Below are 19,428 nucleotides of genomic sequence, written 5' to 3'. Positions count from 1 at the left end.
TATGAATTACTCATCCCATTCTTTCAAACCTATCACTCATTTAATTTACGATTTGGACGGACTACTCCTGGGAACAGAAACTCTTTACCAAAAGGTAAACCAAATTATTGCCCAACGCTATGGCAAAATTTTTGATCACTCGGTTCAAGCAAAAATGGCTGGCCGCCGCACTCAGGAGTCAGCACAATTGTTTGTAGAATTACTCGATATTCCCCTAACTCCCGAAGAATACATAAAGGAACGTTATGCCCTACTCTATCCACTCTATGCTAATGTCCAACCCCTTCCTGGTGCAAAGGAATTAACTCAGCATTTTGCTAGACAAGGTATTCCCCAGGCCATTGCCTCGAGTTCTATTCGGTATCATTTTGAGTTGAAAATGTCGTCTCATCCTTCTTGGGTATCTTGTTTTGACCATTTTGTTTTTGGAGATGATCCTGATTTAAAACAATGTAAACCTGCCCCTGATATTTTCCTATTAACGGCACAAAGATTAGAGGCAGATCCCCGTGATTGTTTAGTATTTGAAGACTCTTTGGCAGGGATGAAAGCTGCAATTGCGGCAGGAATGTCGACGGTAGTAGTTCCTGAGAAAACGAGTAATTGCCAATTATTCGACCAGGCCGATCAAGTCCTCAATTCCTTAGAAGAATTTGAACCTAAACAATGGTGTTTACCCTAGCTAAATATATAATCTTTTTTCAGGTAGACCTTGCTCAATTGATAAATCTATCGTTAGACTATTAATAGTTAGTAGCGAGCTTTGTTTACAAATTATCGACCAATTCCTAAATAGCGAAAGCCAAAAAATTCAAGCTTAGATCGATCTAAGAAATTACGGCCATCAATTATTACAGGACTAACCATCAAATTAGCCATTTTTTCAAAATCTAGTTTAAGAAACTCTTGCCAGTCTGTTATTAACACTAACGCATCGCAGCTATCGGCTAACATTTCGGGGTTGGTCTCAATGATAACTCCTGATAGTCCATAACTCAACCCTGATTGTGAAACAATCGGATCATAGGCTTTAACTTTAGCCCCTAAACGATTCAGTTGTTCAATAATTACTAAAGATGGAGCGTCTCGCATGTCGTCAGTATTAGGTTTAAAGGTTAACCCCAACAAGCCAATGGTTTTACCTTTAAGAATCTTTAGTTCCTGTTGTAGCTTTTCAATAACAATCAATCGCTGATGTTTATTAACAGCTACGGCAGCATTGAGTAACTTTGTCTCATAACCATAATCGGTTGCAGTATGAATTAAAGCTAGAATATCTTTTGGGAAACAAGATCCCCCCCAACCGATGCCCGCTTGCAAGAATTTATTACCAATACGGGAATCCAATCCAATCCCCTTAGCTACTTGAGTTACATCGGCTCCGACGCGATCACAGATGTTAGCAACTTCATTAATAAAGCTGATTTTGGTTGCTAAGAATGCGTTTGCCGCATATTTGATCATTTCTGCAGAGTTTAAGTCAGTTACTACCACTGGAACAGGATTTAGAGCGGTATTACTAGCAAATTTACGCTCTACTAAAGGACTATAGAGTTCTTGCATCATGGCAATGGCTTTATTGCTATTGCTCCCTAAAACAATACGCTCAGGATTGAAAGTATCGTAAACGGCTGACCCTTCTCGTAAAAACTCTGGGTTACTAACCACATCAAACTCGACATTACCATTATGGGGGCGTTCGTTTAAGCCATCCATCACAATCATTCTTACCCAGTCCCCTGAACCAATGGGAACAGTAGATTTATTGACGATTACTTTGTACCCTTGATATAAATTAGTGCCAATACTACGTGCAACCGCTTCTACATAGCGGGTATCACTTTCTCCGGTAGGTAGAGCAGGGGTTCCCACTGCAATAAAAAGAACTTCTCCGTGGTTCACCCCTGTAGACAAATCTACTGTAAATTCTAACCGTCCGACATCGGCCGATTCGTGCATTAATTGCGAAAGTCCAGGCTCATAAATGGGTGACTGTCCCGATTTCATTAACTTAACTTTTTCTTCGTTGTTGTCAACACAAATAACGTTATGACCAATATAGGCTAAACAAACTCCTGTTACCAAACCAACATAACCAGTTCCAATGACACAAACGCGCATGGTTTTCTATCCTCTAAATTGATGATTTGAATGTCAATAATTGTTTAAGAAACTCGTTGCTGGAAATCTCTGATAGTTAACTCTAAACCTTCTTTTAAAGAAATCATTGGTTCCCAACCTAGGTAGGTGCTGGCCTTAGTAATATCAGGTTGGCGTTTCCGGGGATCGTCTTGAGGTAAAGCTTTATAGACTAATTCCATATCAGGATTAATCATTTCTCGGATAATTTTGGCAAGTTCTAGAACAGAATACTCTCCAGGATTGCCTAAATTGATTGGGCCAATATAATCATTATTCATAAGTCCAATTAAACCTTCAACTAAGTCGGAGACATAGCAGAAACTCCTGGTTTGAGAGCCATCTCCATAAACTGTCAGAGGTTTTTTGTCTAGGGCTTGGACGATAAAATTACTAACAACACGACCGTCATTTTTTAACATTCGTGGCCCATAAGTGTTGAAAATCCGCGCAACCCGAATATCAACTTTATGTTCTCGATGATATTCAAAAGCCAGGGTTTCAGCGACCCGTTTTCCCTCATCATAACAAGCTCGCAACCCTGTACAGTTAACACTGCCTCTATATTCTTCAGGTTGGGGATGTACATCAGGATCTCCATAAACTTCCGAGGTAGACGCTAACAAGAATCTTGCCTTAACCCGTTTAGCTAATCCCAACATATACAAGGTTCCTAGAACGTTGGTTTTAATCGTTTTAACAGGATTAAATTGATAGTGAATCGGAGAGGCTGGACAAGCAAGATGATAAACTTGATCTACTTCAAGACGAATAGGTTCAGTAATGTCATGACGGATTAGTTCAAAATAAGGATTATCAAACCACTTCTCAATATTGCGTTTGTGACCTGTATAGAAGTTATCTAAGCACAAGACATCGTGTCCCTGTTCCATTAAGCGATCAATTAAATGGGAGCCGATAAAACCAGCACCGCCTGTTACTAGAATTCTCATGTAATTTACTGTTTAAAATGTAAACCTAATGTTAACTGAAGACAGACATTTCGTCATCTTATCTTAATTTAAGAAAATAGCTAAAACTAAAGATTTAAAACACAAAATTATTATAATTCATACAAGAGAAATAATAAATAAATAATAAATTTATTCTGAGAACTTGAAGCTTTTAAAATAAACTAGGTAAGTAAGCTATATCGAATAATAAACAACAAAACTATTATAAACAATCTAGATACAACTAAAATAATGGTAGGTCTTAACTGGAAATTATAAAAACAATTTAGATACATCCCGTTGATACTAGCAATTATCTCTAATTACTACCTTCACTATCATCCTTAAATGATGTAAACTCACTGATATGCTGCTACTAAGATAGTCAATAAATATCAAACTAGTATGGCTTTAACAGTTTTAAATTGGCAAAAATTATTAGCAATACTAATAATTTAACTCTTAAGTTTAGTAGTTACACTGTTAATTTCACTACTTATATGTTTACTCTGTTAAAAGTAAATAAGAGTTATTTTTTATGTTATGTCACTGTAGTAATAATAACTACAATAGTAGTTATTAGCATATCTATTTCAGCTCTATTGTGTTTTTTATCTAAAAAATATTATGTTTTAATCAAATTAGTCTAGAATAGTACTAAATAAACCTCTAATAAATAAATGTTCCAACAAATATATTCATATCTAAAATAAAAACAATGACAAATCCTGGTAAAAAAGATTAGCTAATAACATAACCCAGTAAAGCTAATCTTTACATCATTAGATGATTATCAACAACAGTATAAGTTATCTCAATAATAACTGTCTCTATTAGAGATATCTGCATAAAACTGTATTGTATACTTCAATTTATTTATTAAAAATTTTATAAGATAAGAAATCAAGTTTAATTAAACAAAATATAAGATCACTTTTTTATATAAAAAAGCAAAATAACTATTGATTTATAAATATTTAATTATGTAATACCTACAAGTAGTTTTAATACAACCAGTAATGATATAAAATTTCCTATACGGATCTAACTTAAAGATAAAAACTAATAAATTTACAGTTCTTTTATAAAAGAAAATATTTTCTTCTTTTAAAATAACAAAAAATTATTTTTTTAGCTCTATTTTTTTAGAAAAAAATCTATAACTAACTCAATAAATATTGAAACTTGATTACTTTTCATTTTAAACTACCCCAAAAGTGTAACAAGTCCTATCAGATTAGATTACTAAAAAATTAGTAAATTTATAGTCTAGTAAAAACTAGAAATGATAATTTCTAATATTTTTTAGAAAATCTAAAAAAAAGAAAAGTAAATATAATTGCTGTTATCGAAGATAATATTAATACTTAAATAAAGAAAGTAAAGCGATCAGAGTTTTTCTATATATACAGAATTGACAATATTAAAAGCACTATAAAAGAGGCACAATCATACTATTTTTTATTTTTTTTGTTTTAACTTATAAAATCCTAAAATAAAGGGAATTACCAAATAATTTAGCGCCTAAATTTTTTATAGTTACTACTATCTTAACAACCTTATTTTTAATAATCTCGTTATAGCTGTACAAATACTAAACACCATCCTTGACTTAGAAGAAAACTATTGAGTTGTTACTCCTTCTATACTGAAAAAGTATAATTATTATAACGCTACAAACAAACATATCTACTAATACTTTTGTCAATTTAACAACTCTATATAAATAGAATAAGTATCATTGATATTCAAGAAATTCTTAAAAAGAATTTACTGAAAACCTGATTCAACAGACTAAAATCTGAAAAACTAAGGTGTAAAAAAGTCATGTTATCCTACCAGAAGGTAATAAACTCCGCGTCCTTAAAATAGTAGAAGTTTCACTCTCAAAGAAAATTGTTGATTTTACCTTTATTAGGTCGGTAACAAGTCAGAAATAAAACATTGAAACTCACAATATTTAACTCAATATTTGTTAACTACTTAAAAAAATTCAATATAAACGGCTCTATAGGTTGCCCATAATTGTATTATAAATATTGCTTATATCGGTACAGTTTTAGTTTATATAAACAGACGTAAATTCTCATATAAATCTAGTCTTAAGAAGATCTTAGTTAAGAAAAAAGTAGAAAAATACTAAAAAGTAATCCGAATTTACCAGCAACACTGTCAAGAATTTTGCATGGAGAGACACATCTAATATCATGTAGATTTTGATCCCAAAGTCGGAGTGTGAGATATACATAATTCTAAGGCTGTGGGACAGGCAACTATGTTTATATTTTCTAATTTTATACTAGAAATTTTATCTAATAAAGCTGTGTGCAGAGCTACGGAGATAGATCAAGCACCATGAATATAATTGATTTTTAGTTAGTAAAAATATCTGTCGATAACATTAGCTGAGATTGCACGGTCGGGGATACTTTTAATAAAGTAGTCATTACAGCTATTCAATCTTAGATTCATTTTTATTAAAAAATTTTTTATCTCAGTAATTGAACTATTCTATTCTTAATTCATACACTTGAACCAATATAGTACTATCAAATAGTATTGAGTAACCTAACGATATTTGTATAACTCATTTATTTAAATTTAAACTCAATTATCATTATAATCTCATCCATTATTTCAAGTATCTACTCCCATTTGATAAAAAATATTAATAATTGTTACTACAACATAAATATTGGATAAACATACTTCTACTGAAAACCATCTAATTAGCATTCGTTATTTTTGAGGTTTTAAAACTACTATAAACCTACTCAAAGTTAACAGATTTAAGATATTCATAAATAATAATTTTCTAATTCTTACTCAGTTTAATATTCAAGATACGCTGACGATAGAGATAATTAATATTTTTGTTAAAGGTTTCTTTAATTTGTGCTTTATAGGCAGTCATATAGACACTAAGAGCAGTAGAATTATTAGTATATTTTTATGTTATGTTTATTACCTCTACATAGATGAGAAACAGATTATCTAATATTAGTAGATACGGAGATTGCATAAAAGATGATTGTAGTTAAACAATTAGTAATGATAATTTCTAATAAAAAAAATTTATGATTTATTATAATTTTATATTTCTTCATCCAATTTAGCTATATATAGCTAAATTGGATGAAGAAATATAAGTAGAGTTTATAAAATATTTACCATTATTTATTTCTTTAAAACTAAAGTAATCAAAATACTATTTTTATTTTAAAATTTTTTTATTAAAAACTATATAGTGACTTCTCAAAAATACTGATTACACTAGCCCAGTTTGTAAGTATTAAAATAAGGAATAAATATAATTATCACAGCAATAATAACTGGACTCACACTAGCGGGCATTTCCCTTACACTTAAAATTCAAAAAATAGATAATTTATATTATTTTATTTAGCTTAGTAATAAAAAATACTAATATTGCTTCTTATTTTAAATAAGAAAATTTCCTAACCATTAATGAATATATACTCTTTTATAGAGATAATTTTTAAAAAAAAAAGGTCAAAATAATTTGTTAATAAGTATAATTTTGAGAACGATTGTAGAGTTTTTAATAGCTTTAGAAAAGTACAGTTTATTTTTTAACTATCTTTATAATCTACTGTTAGACTAACATAAAAATATTTTTTAATCAAGAATTTTATAACTACTTTTAGTTTTTAAAATTTACACAAGTATTTTTTAGTTTAGGAATTATTTATAAAGTTGATAGCAAAATTTATTACTAATAGTTAATATAGTATATTTTTTCAAGAAAATTGCTGATAAAATAGTAGTGAATATAGTAAAAAATTATAGGTTTATTTATTATAATAATAACTTGAATAAAAAAATATTTTTTTATTCAAGTTATTATTATTTATTTAATCTCTAGACTTTTTATTAATTAAATCAAGGATTAAATCAATAAAAAAAAGTTTTTCCTAAGAAAATATTTTTTCTTAACTTTTATTATAATTTAGTGAAATTATATAAGTAACTTACTATTCTATCATAGATCTTTGTGAAAATAATGTTTCTAATACTTAGACTACCTTGAACTTTAGTTATGGTAGTTACTTAACCGTTTCAGAAACTAGAATTTTATTATTTTATTAAATAAATGATTTGGTAGCTAAACCTAGAGTTATAAATGCTTATAAACTTATCGGATAACAAACAATAGTCTTGGTACTAAAAAATAGATACTCAGTTCCATAACTTCTGCTCTTATAATGAAATACAAAAAACCTTAGTTATTAAAAGTAAGTTAAAGAAAATATACTATTAGTACCATCAATATTGAAAATTCTTATGAGTGTTATTGAACATTAAATGAGTGTTGTCGAGATAACTAATGTAATTCGTATTTATTATCAATCGTTCCCCCATTTAATTTACCTAAAAAAAGGACTTAATGATGCCATAATCTAAGTATTAAAAGATAAAGTTTACAAAATTGATAGCGGCTTTGTCATAAAGAGTACTAATTTTATTTTAATCGCTAGTTTTTTGGGGTGTTTTACTAAAGTAAGTTAAGTGTGTTAGTATTTAAATATTTAACAGAAAATTTTTATTAAAAACTATCTATAACAGATTTAATTTCTATAGATTGATAGTAAATCAAACTATATTATGGTAAGAGCGCCTCATTTTGTTAATCAAATTAACGAGATAAATAATTGCAGTGAAATTATTGATGTCCGTTCTGAAAATTAGTTCATGGAAGATCATATTCCTGGAGCCATTAACTTACCCGTTCTTAATAACCAAGAAAGGGTAAAAGTTGGAATATGTTTATAACATATTCCAACTTTTAAAGCTAGAAAAATATGAGCTTCACTAATCGAAAAAAATATTAGTCATTATTTAAAAAAATGCTTTTTTAAAAAAGATAAAAATTATGTTCCTTTAATTTATTGTTGGCGAGGGGGTCAACGATCAAATAGTTTAGCCGTTATTTCAAGCCAAATTGGTTGGCAAGTTCAGGTATTAGAAGGAGGCTATAAAACCTATCGTCAACATGTAAGACAAAAGTTAGAAGTATTACCCTTAAAGTTTAATTACAATGTTCTTTGTAGATTAACAGGAACTGGCAAAACCAATTTATTACATCAGCTTTCTAAACAAGGATATCAAGTTTTAGACCTAGAAAAGATAGCAAATTATCGAGGTTCACTTTTAGGAAAACAATAGAAAAAAATAGATTATCAGCCTTCACAAAAATATTTTGATTCACTTTTATTACAACAATTCAAAAGCTTTGATCTTACTAAATCTATATAGGTTAAACCAGAAAGTTATAAAATTGGTGAAGTTTACCTGCCTTCAAAACTTTGGTATAAAATGAAAAAATCACCTTGTTTTGAAGTACAACTTACTTTCCCCGAAAAAGTTAACTTTTTACTACAAGAATATACTTATTTAATCACCTATCCTAATATTCTAAAAAATAGATTAATTCATCTTAAATCTCGTTATAGTAAAGAAAAAATAGTTTAATTCAGTACAAGATTTATTGGTAACTCACTATAGCCATACCTATTGCAAATCTCTAAGTAAAACTTATAATAGATTTGAAAAAATAATTTCTTTTTCTTAGTTTAACTCTGTAAATATAGAAAAAATTTTAGAAAATCTATGAGATAAAAAAGTAGTTAATAATTTTTAATGTCTGAAGACGAGAAATCTCTATTCCCAATAGATATTAGGGCTATCTTTTTGGTCAAAAACTAACTTATTTTCTAATTTCTCCTCCCTCTATTCTTGTATTAGCTTTTCGTATATAAGCTAAAAAGTCATTTTGTTTATAGTTAAGAGATTGGGCCAATATTAATCCTTTTTTAAAAAATTCCAAAGCTAATTCATATTGTTGACTAACCATGTAAATCTGACCAATTCTCTCATAGACTCTCATTAATCCATAATAGTTATAAGATAATTGTTCTATTTGAATTAAATTTTTATAAATTTGTAAAGCATAGTCATTTTGATCATATTTTTGATAAAGTTTTCCTAATTGTGTTAACGCTTCTGCTGCTGCTCCAAATAATTGGAATGACCAAGCTAATGAGTAAGCTTCTTGATAGTTTTGACTTGCAATTTCTGGTTTTCCTAAAATTTCGTAATCTTTCCCTATGGCAGTTTTTAGAGAAGGAATTAACTCTAATTCTTGACTTGATAGATAGTTTTCAACTAACTTCTGTTTAATTTTAGCTGCATTTTCTGGTTGTAAAGATCGTTCATAAATCTCAGCTAATATTTGCAAATATGCTCCTTCTTCTAAGATATTCTGTCTAGTTTTGGCGCGATTAAGTAAATCTTCGTAAATAGGAGCAGCTTTAGGATAGTCAAATTTAGCTAAATACAATTGACCTAACTCTTTGATAGCAGTTTCTTCAGCAATAAAGTTATTATTTTGACGGGCATTCTTGAGGACTTTTTGATAGATTGCTAAGGAATTATCTAGAGCATGTAGTTTTTTATAAGCATCCGCTAATGCCATTAATAAAGCGGGACTTAAAGAATCTTCTTTTTCTGATACTTCTTGTAAAGTAACTAATCGTTTGTTAATAATTTGGACATCCTCAGTCCTTGTCCGATTCCAAGCAATTTCTCCTACTCTTCCTAACGATTTAATCTCCTCTAAACGTCCTAAAACTCTCCGTAATCTCAATTCCCGATACCAAATTTCGAAGGCTACATTATGATTACCCGCATGTAATTGAGTTTGAGCTTCAGTATTTAAAGTATTTAGTTGTTCTCTCAGTTTACGCTGTTCAAATGGAGTGAGAGGACGGGGAACTGAAGGAAGAAGAGGATCCTCAATAAGAGTCGCTAAAGGGTTGGGCTCAAGTTGTTGAACTTGAGCCAATACCGGTAATGAATGGATCCAAATATTAGGGTTCTTGACTGTTATTAGTACAGTAATTAAAGGGAAAATCTTACCAATTTTTTGTGAAAAGTGTAACATAAAATTCTATTAACTAGTGATGATTAACGATTAAAACAAATCGATACAGCAATTACCGAATTAGATGCAAGAAAAATCTCAAAGGAAAAGCAACCATGAATTTCACGAATTATTCACGAATGATTTAGGATTGCTACGGTCAATCAATATAACACTTATAGTTGTTCTATACTAGCTATGACAAAATTGTAATAAAAAAATTTGAAAGTTGCACTGGACAAGGTTTCGAGTATTCCAAAAAATTAATTATTATTCAAGATAAAGTTATCGGAGTTATAGAATGTTTTTATAACAAGAGTTTTGGAGGTTATTAGCTATTAATCTATCATAATCGGTCTAGAAGGGACATATTTTTTTATAAAAAAATATTAATGAACTAATAAAGTTTAGAAGTAAGAGAGTGTAGAATGTTCCTAGGGCGATTATTAGTCTCAGTTTAATCATTGTTTTAACTGCTTGTAAAACAAACCTTTAAGTTAGAGATAAATAAAAATTGTTTTCCAATCTTTCCCCGGAGTTTTTTGGGAGAATATTAGACACTAACACAAATTTTTTGCAAAACCTTTAGGCTAATTATCAACTGTTACTTAATGTTCGCTAAACTGCTCCTTTTATATCTTGTCTGATAATCGTTTATAAGGTATATCTACTCCATTCTATATCATGCAATTGTCCTTATCCTCCTTAGAAATAGACAACCCTCCAATTGAAAGGATAAAGACAGAAAGTGTCACCGTGCTGAACAATCAACAAGAAAACTCTATCCCCCAAATTATTGGGACTGAAGAAATCGCTTTGTTTCCTAAGAAGACAGTCTTTATTTCAAGTGAAGGAGTTCCCAAGTAATCAATTAATCCGTTTATAGGAGAATTTAACCTCAACACTGGATAACTTAAACCAACCCTCCCACTCCCCAAAGCTTTTTACTGGGAAAAAAACTGATGGGAGTCCTTGCGGCGTGGCCGACAATTTGGTATTTGAAGCATTAACGACTAGTAACACAAGCACTCTTAAAGATTGCTTAAACTATTCATCATTACTAAATCCTCTTTAAATCAAAATACAGCCCAAACACCAAACGAATTATTACTGAACATATCTATCTACTCGACTAACCCCTAAATGGTAACTGTTATCAATGGATTGACTGAGCTAGTTGCTCTAACTAAGGAAAGAAATTGGCTCAGTTTAGAACAAACTTTTGGCATGTTAATCATGGTACCAAGCTTTTCCTCCTCATTAATGCTAATGCCCTTGATATCTCTAGCGTAACTCGTTTGACATAAAATTTGGTAGTATTTAACTCCTTCCCCCAAAAATTATTGCTAAATTTAAGCTAATTGGATATTATATTAAATATTTTTAAGTAAATAACTTCTCGGTCTTCAACTTACTGATATAAGTTAGACATTGAGCTTGATTATTAATGACAACTTCAACAAACGACAGACTCTAAAACGAACGCGTTAGATTAGCAGTCAGTTCCATAACATTAGCAAGCTCTATTTCGAGTACACATTGTAATATGCATTGACTATTACCGACTATATCATTATCTTTACATTTTCTGGAGTCCTTTCCATTAAGTTAATTTCAGACCGCCGATAGCCTAACATTTAACCAATACATAAGCTTACCATCACCGCAGTGGTTAATTAACTGCCTTGGATATCCCTCACAAAAATATTTATTGAGTACACACGCAACATTCAATACCGAGAAATTCTCCCTTTGATCGAAAAGTAATTTCCATGTGGGACTCCTGCTTTATCAGGTTTTTATGGTTTTTAGATTTTATCTATTAAAAATATCTTTCAAATTTTCCTCCACAAGTATCTGTTTGCAGTCAACAAACTGCAAACAGATGCTTGTGGGCAGGCTTTGTACGTTAAGGAAAACCTCTTAGAGAGAGTTTACTATAGCTGTTCCGAGTACAGAATTCCCAAAAACCTCATATTGAGAAACGCCAGAGAATATTTTACATGCTTCACCATCAAAAATATAGTAACAAATTTTCACTTCATCTAAAGACAAATGCTGTTTATCACACGTCTTTCAAGCATAAGATAAACTATGAGAACATTGTGACTAGGAGAGTTAAAAATGGCTGCTTAAAGTCGAGTAAGAAGATCTCAGTGTAAACTGAATAAAGATAATATCAAAAAAGTTGCTTGGTTCAAGGCATTTAGACATGGTCACAACAGGCGAAAACCTTGTGGCGCAACGAGAAGTATTACATTTCGACCTTGCGTCCTATCTTAACGAAAAACAACAACTCGTTGAAGCAGCATTAGATAGTTCTCTTTCCATTACTTGTCCCAAAAAAATTTATGAAGCAATGCGCTACTCGCTACTAGCCGGAGGAAAGCGACTGCGCCCAATTCTTTGCTTAACTACTTGCGAGTTGATGGGTGGCACCAACGAAATAGCATTGCCTACTGCCTGTGCCTTAGAAATGATTCACACCATGTCTTTAATTCATGATGATCTCCCGGCAATGGATAATGACGACTATCGTCGAGGAAAATTAACAAATCATAAGGTTTATGGGGAAGACATTGCAATTTTGGCTGGAGATGGTTTACTAGCCTATGCGTTTGAATATGCAGCTACCCAAACGCGTAACGTTGCTCCCCACAATTTAATTACTGTTCTTGCTCGCTTAGGTCGCACAGTAGGCGCGGCCGGATTAGTCGGCGGTCAAGTATTGGATTTAGAATCAGAAGGGCAAGATAATATTAGCGTTGATACTTTAAAGTTCATTCATACTCATAAGACCGGAGCTTTATTAGAAACATCAGTAGTGTCAGGGGCTATTTTAGCCGGGGCTTCAGAAGAAGAAGTGCAACGATTATCTCAATATGCTCAAAATATTGGTTTAGCATTTCAAATTGTTGATGATATTTTAGATGTCACCTCCACCAAAGAAGAATTAGGTAAAACATCTGGGAAAGATCTGCGAGACCAAAAAGTTACTTATCCAAGCCTTTGGGGCCTTGAGGAATCAAAAAGACAGGCCCAAAACTTAGTAAGTGGAGCGATTACCGAGTTAATACCCTACGGAGCTAAGGCTGACCCCTTAAGGGCGATCGCCAACTTTATCGTCACCCGTAAAAATTAAATGCTCTTAAAAAATTAACCATGCACGATTTTGAGACGATTTTCCACAATCCAATTCTTTTGGCGTCTTTGCTGGCTTGTTTTTCGGCTCAAGGATTAAAAACAATTATTGAGCTATTTCGTAACGGTAAAGTGGATCTACGCTATCTCGTCACTACTGGAGGAATGCCTAGCTCTCATTCTGCTCTAGTAGGATCATTAGCTACTGGCGTAGGATTAACTGTCGGCTGGAATAGTCCAGAATTTGCCATTGCTTCTTTATTTGCGGTAATCGTGATGTATGATGCGGCCGGCGTTCGTCAAGCCGCAGGAGCCCAAGCAAAGATTCTCAATCAACTCCTAGATGAATTTTTTCAAGATGGGCACCATCTCAATCAAGAGCGGTTGAAAGAACTGTTGGGCCACACACCCTTTCAGGTTTTTGTCGGCTTGGCTTGGGGAGTCGGTATTTCAGTGTTGGCTTTACCTGCTTTTTGATATTAGCCGCTACCTCTCTAACGCTCTTAACTGAGACTTTTTACACTAAGTCGGACAAGCAACGGAAAAAGGTAGACCAGTATTACCAACATTAAAGGCTTTTTTTGACCACTATGTTTATTAACTTCTCTTTAGGGAAGTATGGTGAAAGTCATAGTCAAATGCAGAGTTCAACGATTATAACGGGATTATTACTAAGGCAACTTTGGAGTAAGTGCAGCGATTGATATAAAAGTCTAGGTCATCAAACTTTCACATTAGTTCGATTTTCTTGATGCTTAAGTGATCGGCACAGAAGAAACTTTGCTAACGTATGAATAGCAAGGGCACAAAATTTTTCTTTTTCAAGGACAAACGTACTCTTTTTCTGTCAATAAACATTTTTGTTTATCGGGGATGAATGTCCTCGGTCTTTGATGGGAAATTCAAAATGATGACTGAAGATTTAACAAGTGTTGAGGAGCCTTGCCTAGCTTTGAAAATTAAGACTGCTAAGGATACCTAAGCCAGAGCCTCCCTGAGCTCGAGTAAGACTTGGGTCCATTCTCCAGTCTTTCTAAGACTAGTTAGGTAAGTATATTTGAAGATAAGCGTTGTTATCAACGCAATTCACTCGAGATATGTTTGTTAATGACTTTCATTAGCCATGTCTTCACTTGATTAAATCTAAATGTCTAGTTATTTCTTATCCAGTGTTCCTAACACTATCTGAAATCTTAAATGATCTTGTGCAATTAAAACAAAAACCTTACCCGATTTTTTGTAATCGAGGCTACAATCGGAGAGGTCTTGAATTTTTTTGACCCCCGACTTTGTTCTTGGGAACTTTCCAAACTGGTAGCTTCAGACTCATAGTTCTTATGATAGTCAACCCCAAGCAGGCCAGTTCTAACTGCTTTTTCCCAAGAAACCTTACGAATCACTCCCAGGTAAGTCTACTTTAGGGAAGTTGAATTCATAAACTCTACTATCACACCCTATCTTCTAGTTGTGCACTTCAAGGAGCAAGAGGAAAACGGCATGACGCAGGCTAATGAGCTATTAACCCTTACTGAACCTCAGATTGATGTGGGATTCTTCATCCCCGATGATGATGAAGCCATACAAGCATCGGCTGATGATGTGGTACTCGATGAGGGACTAACTGAACCAGAAGGGAAAAAAACCCGAAAACTGAGTGCTTCTCGCCGTCGCGATCAAAGTAAGAAAAAGCCTTACACAGAGGATTCAATTCGGGTTTATCTTCAAGAAATTGGTCGTATTCGACTCTTGCGTGCTGAAGAAGAAATTGAATTGGCTCGTAAAATTGCTGATCTTCTTGAATTGGAACGAATTCGAGAACAACTTAGTGAACACATGGGACGCTTCCCCACTGAGAAGGAATGGGCAGAAGCCGTCAATGTTGATTGGCATGCTTTCCAACGCCGTCTCTTTTTAGGGCGTAGAGCTAAGGACAAAATGGTTCATTCTAACCTACGTCTGGTAGTTTCTATTGCTAAAAAATATATGAATCGGGGGCTATCTTTCCAGGATTTGATTCAAGAAGGATCTCTGGGCTTAATTCGGGCAGCCGAAAAATTTGACCACGAAAAGGGTTATAAATTCTCGACCTATGCTACTTGGTGGATTCGTCAAGCTATTACTAGAGCGATTGCCGATCAATCGCGCACCATTCGCCTTCCAGTTCATCTTTACGAAACCATTTCTAGAATAAAGAAAACCACTAAGATTCTTTCCCAAGAAATGCGCCGTAAACCCACTGAAGAAGAGATTGCCACACGTATGGAAATGACCATCGAGAAGCTTCGTTTTATTGCTAAATCAGCCCAATTACCTATCTCACTAGAAACTCCTATTGGTAAGGAAGAGGACTCCCGTCTGGGGGATTTTATTGAAGCTGATGGAGAAAATCCAGAAGATGAAGTCTCTAAAAATCTACTGCGGGAAGATTTAGAAAATGTTCTGGATACTTTAAGTCCACGAGAACGGGATGTTCTCCGCTTACGTTATGGTTTAGATGACGGACGCATGAAAACCCTAGAGGAAATTGGACAAATTTTCAATGTCACTCGTGAGCGAATTCGTCAAATCGAAGCTAAGGCTCTACGGAAATTGCGACATCCCAATCGCAATAGTATTCTCAAAGAATATGTCCGTTAGTACAGTTAATCACTTAAAAAACTGGGTTGTCTGAGGAGAACCCAGTCAGACAGCGAAATTAACAAAGGTGATTATATTACCCAAACTACGGGTTTAAAGCAGATCCCAGAAATGGAGAACTCCCTATCCGGTCACTAACTCAGTGATCAAGACAGCAATAAAACCAATCATCGCTAGACGGACATTCAAAGTTTCAGCGTAGGCGGTGAAACCAAATCTTTTTTCATATTGACTAGAATTAGTCATGGTGAGTAGCAATTTAGAAAAAATGTACATCGTCAACTACTGCAAGTCAGAGTAACAAGTTTTGAATGATTTAGCAATAGTGTTTAACTTCAGTAGACTGTAGGTCTGGGTTAAGACGGAATATTAATGAAGAGTCTGACAATTTTATTGAAGATCATTCTTTCTGTCAACTATTGGAATTTAAAGTACCCTAGCCAAAAATTAGCTGTTATTAATGCTGGGATAAGTTTGTTTGTTAGCTAAACATGAGATTTTAAAACAAAGTTATTTCATATGTGGGTTACTTAAGGTTCCGAATGATATGGAAAAAATCCATCCTAATATTTACAATGTGATGAGTGTATCGAGTAAAAAGAACGTGAAGTCGCTTATAATCACTGGAAAATAAAGTTGGTATATTTGGTAGATAATGATGAGAAGTTGAAACCTTTAATCTTAGTGCAGTGAGATTTGTTATAAAAATGACAAATCAGGATCTGAATAAATATAGAGAAAAAAATGTATGTTTGAGTTTGAAAAATTGATTGAAATAGTTAATAATATAAAGAACAATAGCTTTCATATAGAAAATAATTATTTAATTGATAGTATATATTTTTATAATGAGGCCACTGAATATATCTGAAAAAGATTGCAGATATTCAAAAATTATATTCTGCATTATTTAACTTTCACTCATTAACAGATAGAATCTTGGATAATAGCAGAGTTTTTAGTGTGACCGAACAAGAAATGCTGAAACGGAAAATAGAGTTAATGTGTAGCTCATAAGTCTGAGAAATTCCATATTATGATATCTTATACCTTGACCTGTAAAGTACTTAAGATTTCTATCGTCAATGGTGTAACAGAGGGGAAGATTACAGAAAAATGAGAATTTTAGGGATTTCAGCCTACTATCATGACAGTGCAGCAGCTTTGGTTCAAGAAGGAACTATTATCGCCGCAGTCCAAGAAGAACGCTTCACTCGTAAAAAACATGATGCAAAGTTTCCTAAAAATGCTATTCTCTATATACTCGCAGAAGCAAAAACTTCTCTACAAAAGTTCGATTATATTGTTTTTTACGAGAAACCAATCGTTACTTTTGAACGTCTATTGGAAACTTATTTAGCGTACGCACCTCAAGGATTCCGTTCTTTTGTCGTTGCAATGTCAGCTTGGTTACAAGAAAAACTTTATCTTAAGACCATCATCAAAAGAGAATTAGCTAAACTTGCTAATTGTCAACCCTCTGAACTTCCACCATTATTGTTTACAGAACATCATCAATCTCATGCAGCTTCTGCTTTTTTCCCCAGTCCTTTTAGAGACGCTGCGGTATTGTGTCTAGATGCAGTGGGAGAATGGGCAACAACATCTTTATGGCTAGGAAAAAATAATACATTAACACCTCAATGGGAAATCAATTTTCCCCATTCTCTAGGACTACTTTATTCTGCTTTCACTTACTATACTGGTTTTAAAGTTAACTCTGGAGAATACAAGCTAATGGGGTTAGCTCCCTACGGTGAACCCAAATACGTTGATATTATTTTAGAAAATTTAATTGATGTTAAGGAAGATGGCACATTCCGTCTGAACATGAAATACTTCAATTACGCAACAGGGTTAACAATGACTAACAATAAGTTTAACCAACTTTTTGGTGCACCTCGTCGTAAACCTGAAAGTAAGCTCTCTCAAAGAGAGATGGATATTGCAGCTTCAGTCCAAAAAGTGACTGAAGAAATTATCTTAAAATTAACTAATACAGCTTACAAAGAATTAGAAGTAGATAACCTTTGTTTAGCCGGAGGTGTTGCTTTAAATTGCGTCGCTAATGGGCGTATTTTGCGGGAAGGTAAATTTAAAAATATTTGGATTCAACCCGCTGCAGGGGATGCAGGAGGGGCAATTGGATCAGCTTTAGCAATTTGGCATCAATATTTAGAAAATCCCAGGAATATAAGCGATTCTAAAATTGAGTTAGATCGAATGCAAGGAACTTATTTAGGTCCTCAATTTCATGATGAAGAAATTGGCAGATATTTTAATGATATTCACGCTCAATATATTCGTCTGGATAACGATAAATTATTGTCTAAAGTAGCTAAAATTATTGCTCAAGGAAATGTGGTTGGATGGTTCCAAGGACGTATGGAATTTGGACCTCGTGCTTTAGGAAATCGTTCAATTATTGGTGATCCTCGTAACAAGAAAATGCAGTCAATAATGAATTTAAAAATAAAATATAGAGAGTCATTTCGCCCCTTTGCACCTTCGGTTTTGGCTGAACGAGTTTCTGATTATTTTGATTTAGATAAACCAAGTCCCTATATGTTATTAGTTGCTTCTGTCAAAGAAGATTTACATCTATCAATGATAGATAAACAGAAGCAACTTTTTGGCATAGAAAAATTAAAAATTCCTCATTCACAAATTCCTGCTGTTACCCACGTCGATTATTCGGCAAGAATACAAACTGTCCATCCTGAAACTAACCCTCGTTACTATCAATTAATTAAAGAGTTTGAAGCATTAACAGGATGTGGAATACTAGTTAATACTTCCTTCAACGTTAGAGGAGAACCAATTGTTTGTACTCCTGAAGATGCCTATCGTTGTTTTATGCGTACTGAGATGGATTATTTAGTGATTGAAAATTATTTACTAGCTAAATCAGAACAACTACAATGGCAGAAAAATAATGAGTGGCAATATGAATTTGAACTAGATTAATAGAAGAATTATTTTTTATAATTTATTGAATTACATACAAAGATATGTCTTATGAAATTCCTAAGTTAAATAGAAAAGAATTACGACGTTTTGGGCTATTAACTGGAACAATTGTTTCTGGATTGTTTGGGCTGGCTATGCCTTTAATTTTAGGACATAAGTTGCCATTAGCCCCCTGGATTTTCACAGGAGTAATGTATGGGTTAGCAACTTTTATTCCCCAGTATCTCGATCCAATTTATAACAATTGGATGAGAGTTGCACAAGTACTTGCTTGGATTAATACAAGAATTATTTTAGGTATAATCTTCTTTTTTATTGTTACTCCTATGGCATTTATTATGCGATTGTTTAATCGAGATTCAATGGAAAAAAAATTTAATCCTAGCTTGGAAACATATCGTATTTCAAGTTATATTAAAGACACAATCAGCATGGAGAAACCATATTAATGGAAGGTTTTTTTGATTTGATAAAAGATCTCTGGGCATTCTTAAATGAGCGTAAAAAATATTGGTTAGTCCCGTTAGTTATTACATTAGTGTTATTAGGTACTTTAATTGTATTAACACAAGGATCAGTGATCGCTCCTTTTATTTATACTTTATTTTAAAAAAATAGAACAAAATTTGAGAGAAAGAAAATTAA

General features: G+C 32.8%; 14 protein-coding genes. 10 read left to right on the top strand and 4 right to left on the bottom strand.

What is annotated here, in order from left to right:
- The first annotated feature begins 1 nt into the window (after position 1).
- Positions 2-682 carry an HAD-IA family hydrolase gene (locus tag RGRSB_RS03260; RefSeq protein ID WP_119259822.1) on the top strand — a complete coding sequence of 227 codons (681 nt, stop codon included), beginning with the start codon at positions 2-4 and terminating at the stop codon, positions 680-682.
- A gap of 92 nt (positions 683-774) precedes the next feature.
- Here RGRSB_RS03260 and RGRSB_RS03255 read toward each other — a convergent pair whose 3' ends face one another.
- Both RGRSB_RS03255 and RGRSB_RS03250 read right to left on the bottom strand, forming a co-directional pair.
- Positions 775-2,121, bottom strand: coding sequence for a UDP-glucose dehydrogenase family protein (locus RGRSB_RS03255; protein WP_119259821.1), 1,347 nt, complete (start codon positions 2,119-2,121; stop codon positions 775-777).
- A gap of 44 nt (positions 2,122-2,165) precedes the next feature.
- Positions 2,166-3,092 carry a UDP-glucuronic acid decarboxylase family protein gene (locus tag RGRSB_RS03250; RefSeq protein ID WP_119259820.1) on the bottom strand — a complete coding sequence of 309 codons (927 nt, stop codon included), beginning with the start codon at positions 3,090-3,092 and terminating at the stop codon, positions 2,166-2,168.
- Positions 3,093-7,928: 4,836 nt separating this feature from the next.
- On the opposite strand from RGRSB_RS03250, the gene RGRSB_RS11255 reads away from it, so the two are divergent.
- Complete coding sequence (locus RGRSB_RS11255; RefSeq protein ID WP_476723611.1) at positions 7,929-8,279, top strand: hypothetical protein; 351 nt, start codon at positions 7,929-7,931, stop codon at positions 8,277-8,279.
- A gap of 541 nt (positions 8,280-8,820) precedes the next feature.
- Here the strand turns inward: RGRSB_RS11255 and RGRSB_RS03240 are convergent.
- Entirely contained in the window at positions 8,821-9,957 is a 1,137-nt protein-coding gene (locus RGRSB_RS03240) for a tetratricopeptide repeat protein (RefSeq protein ID WP_197715884.1), read from the bottom strand.
- A gap of 762 nt (positions 9,958-10,719) precedes the next feature.
- Here RGRSB_RS03240 and RGRSB_RS03235 point away from each other — a divergent pair.
- The 5 genes from RGRSB_RS03235 to rpoD all read left to right on the top strand — a co-directional run bounded on the left by RGRSB_RS03235 (position 10,720) and on the right by rpoD (position 15,813).
- On the top strand, positions 10,720-10,902 hold the full coding sequence (locus RGRSB_RS03235; RefSeq protein ID WP_119259819.1) for a hypothetical protein: 183 nt from the start codon (positions 10,720-10,722) through the stop codon (positions 10,900-10,902).
- Between the two features lie 276 nt (positions 10,903-11,178).
- Positions 11,179-11,328, top strand: a complete 150-nt coding sequence (locus tag RGRSB_RS10010; protein WP_172582026.1) for a hypothetical protein — start codon at positions 11,179-11,181, stop codon at positions 11,326-11,328.
- 919 nt (positions 11,329-12,247) lie between these two features.
- Positions 12,248-13,177: a geranylgeranyl diphosphate synthase CrtE gene (crtE, locus tag RGRSB_RS03230; protein ID WP_119259818.1), complete on the top strand. Its 930-nt coding sequence runs from the start codon at positions 12,248-12,250 to the stop codon at positions 13,175-13,177.
- 20 nt (positions 13,178-13,197) lie between these two features.
- Positions 13,198-13,653: a divergent PAP2 family protein gene (locus RGRSB_RS03225; protein ID WP_119259817.1), complete on the top strand. Its 456-nt coding sequence runs from the start codon at positions 13,198-13,200 to the stop codon at positions 13,651-13,653.
- A gap of 1,020 nt (positions 13,654-14,673) precedes the next feature.
- A complete protein-coding gene (gene rpoD / locus RGRSB_RS03215) occupies positions 14,674-15,813 on the top strand; it encodes an RNA polymerase sigma factor RpoD (protein WP_119259815.1) in 1,140 nt (379 codons plus the stop codon).
- Between the two features lie 123 nt (positions 15,814-15,936).
- On the opposite strand, the gene RGRSB_RS03210 is transcribed toward rpoD, so the two are convergent.
- Positions 15,937-16,089 (bottom strand): chlorophyll A-B binding protein, encoded by a 153-nt coding sequence (locus RGRSB_RS03210; protein ID WP_420823002.1) that lies wholly within the window; start codon positions 16,087-16,089, stop codon positions 15,937-15,939.
- Between the two features lie 840 nt (positions 16,090-16,929).
- On the opposite strand from RGRSB_RS03210, the gene RGRSB_RS03205 reads away from it, so the two are divergent.
- Genes RGRSB_RS03205 through RGRSB_RS10455 form a run of 3 tightly spaced genes read left to right on the top strand, consistent with a single transcriptional unit; the run spans position 16,930 to position 19,393 of the window.
- A complete protein-coding gene (locus RGRSB_RS03205; RefSeq protein WP_119259813.1) occupies positions 16,930-18,780 on the top strand; it encodes a carbamoyltransferase family protein in 1,851 nt (616 codons plus the stop codon).
- A gap of 44 nt (positions 18,781-18,824) precedes the next feature.
- Positions 18,825-19,232, top strand: coding sequence for an SxtJ family membrane protein (locus RGRSB_RS03200; protein WP_119259812.1), 408 nt, complete (start codon positions 18,825-18,827; stop codon positions 19,230-19,232).
- Entirely contained in the window at positions 19,232-19,393 is a 162-nt protein-coding gene (locus tag RGRSB_RS10455; protein ID WP_232014564.1) for a DUF5989 family protein, read from the top strand. Before RGRSB_RS03200 ends, RGRSB_RS10455 begins: the two co-directional genes overlap by 1 nt.
- The last annotated feature ends 35 nt before the right edge of the window (positions 19,394-19,428 follow it).

The organism is cyanobacterium endosymbiont of Rhopalodia gibberula, from assembly GCF_003574135.1.
Lineage (GTDB): Bacteria > Cyanobacteriota > Cyanobacteriia > Cyanobacteriales > Microcystaceae > Rippkaea.
This window is presented reverse-complemented; position numbering and strand designations above follow the sequence as displayed.

What these genes read in the sequence shown, in the direction of transcription:
- crtE (WP_119259818.1), top strand. Translation starts at nt 12,248, where the DNA reads ATGGTCACAACAGGCGAAAACCTTGTGGCGCAACGAGAAGTATTACAT.
- RGRSB_RS10455 (WP_232014564.1), top strand. Translation starts at nt 19,232, where the DNA reads ATGGAAGGTTTTTTTGATTTGATAAAAGATCTCTGGGCATTCTTAAAT.
- RGRSB_RS10010 (WP_172582026.1), top strand. Translation starts at nt 11,179, where the DNA reads ATGGTAACTGTTATCAATGGATTGACTGAGCTAGTTGCTCTAACTAAG.
- RGRSB_RS03205 (WP_119259813.1), top strand. Translation starts at nt 16,930, where the DNA reads ATGAGAATTTTAGGGATTTCAGCCTACTATCATGACAGTGCAGCAGCT.
- rpoD (WP_119259815.1), top strand. Translation starts at nt 14,674, where the DNA reads ATGACGCAGGCTAATGAGCTATTAACCCTTACTGAACCTCAGATTGAT.
- RGRSB_RS03235 (WP_119259819.1), top strand. Translation starts at nt 10,720, where the DNA reads ATGCAATTGTCCTTATCCTCCTTAGAAATAGACAACCCTCCAATTGAA.
- RGRSB_RS03225 (WP_119259817.1), top strand. Translation starts at nt 13,198, where the DNA reads ATGCACGATTTTGAGACGATTTTCCACAATCCAATTCTTTTGGCGTCT.
- RGRSB_RS03250 (WP_119259820.1), bottom strand. Translation starts at nt 3,092, where the DNA reads ATGAGAATTCTAGTAACAGGCGGTGCTGGTTTTATCGGCTCCCATTTA.
- RGRSB_RS03255 (WP_119259821.1), bottom strand. Translation starts at nt 2,121, where the DNA reads ATGCGCGTTTGTGTCATTGGAACTGGTTATGTTGGTTTGGTAACAGGA.
- RGRSB_RS03210 (WP_420823002.1), bottom strand. Translation starts at nt 16,089, where the DNA reads ATGTACATTTTTTCTAAATTGCTACTCACCATGACTAATTCTAGTCAA.
- RGRSB_RS03260 (WP_119259822.1), top strand. Translation starts at nt 2, where the DNA reads ATGAATTACTCATCCCATTCTTTCAAACCTATCACTCATTTAATTTAC.
- RGRSB_RS03200 (WP_119259812.1), top strand. Translation starts at nt 18,825, where the DNA reads ATGTCTTATGAAATTCCTAAGTTAAATAGAAAAGAATTACGACGTTTT.